The sequence below is a fragment of the Methylophaga sp. UBA5088 genome (genome assembly GCF_002414625.1).
Taxonomy (GTDB): domain Bacteria; phylum Pseudomonadota; class Gammaproteobacteria; order Nitrosococcales; family Methylophagaceae; genus Methylophaga; species Methylophaga marina.
Genome location: NZ_DIAC01000029.1, coordinates 1127 through 1659, shown reverse-complemented (window position 1 = coordinate 1659; position 533 = coordinate 1127). Strand labels below are relative to the sequence as shown.

The window sequence follows — 533 nt, the reverse complement described above, 5'->3', positions numbered from 1 at the left end:
TGCCGGTATGCGGAATACAGGTTAACTCGTCTGAGTTCGCAAGGTGCTGACAGTGAGCTGTGTAATGAGCATAATCAGTAACACTGCAGCACCAAACACATATAAGCCCGGATGAATCTGAATACTGGCGATGGCACCAAGTTTGACAGTGACGATCAACATCGCCACTACCATGACATCAAGCATTGCCCAGCGGCCATAATCATGCATAAGATTCAACAAGGTCATCTTGAGTGGCGTAGGGTGGTTATCAGCGAATAACAAACGGAACAGTAAGGCTAACTTAGCGAAAGGCATGAGGATACTGAAACAACCGATAACAAAAAATAACACGTATTTTTCTGCTTTCCACAGTTCTGTAATACCGGAAATAACAGAGAAATCATCACGAATGACCAGAAATTGCGTGATGGTCAACATCGGCATGAAAAGTCCGGCAATCAATAACACGCTGCTGATTAACAATAAGCCGCGTAGAAAATAAGTGGATTTATTCTTGGGCACGGTCTTTTTTAGAAATGTATCTGGCTTTG

At 43.2% G+C, this 533-nt stretch carries 1 protein-coding gene; it reads right to left on the bottom strand.

Annotated elements, in window-relative coordinates:
• Positions 1-21: 21 nt before the first annotated feature.
• A partial coding sequence (locus B4K20_RS03690; protein ID WP_289281930.1) for a paraquat-inducible protein A occupies positions 22-533 on the bottom strand: 512 nt, incomplete at its 5' end.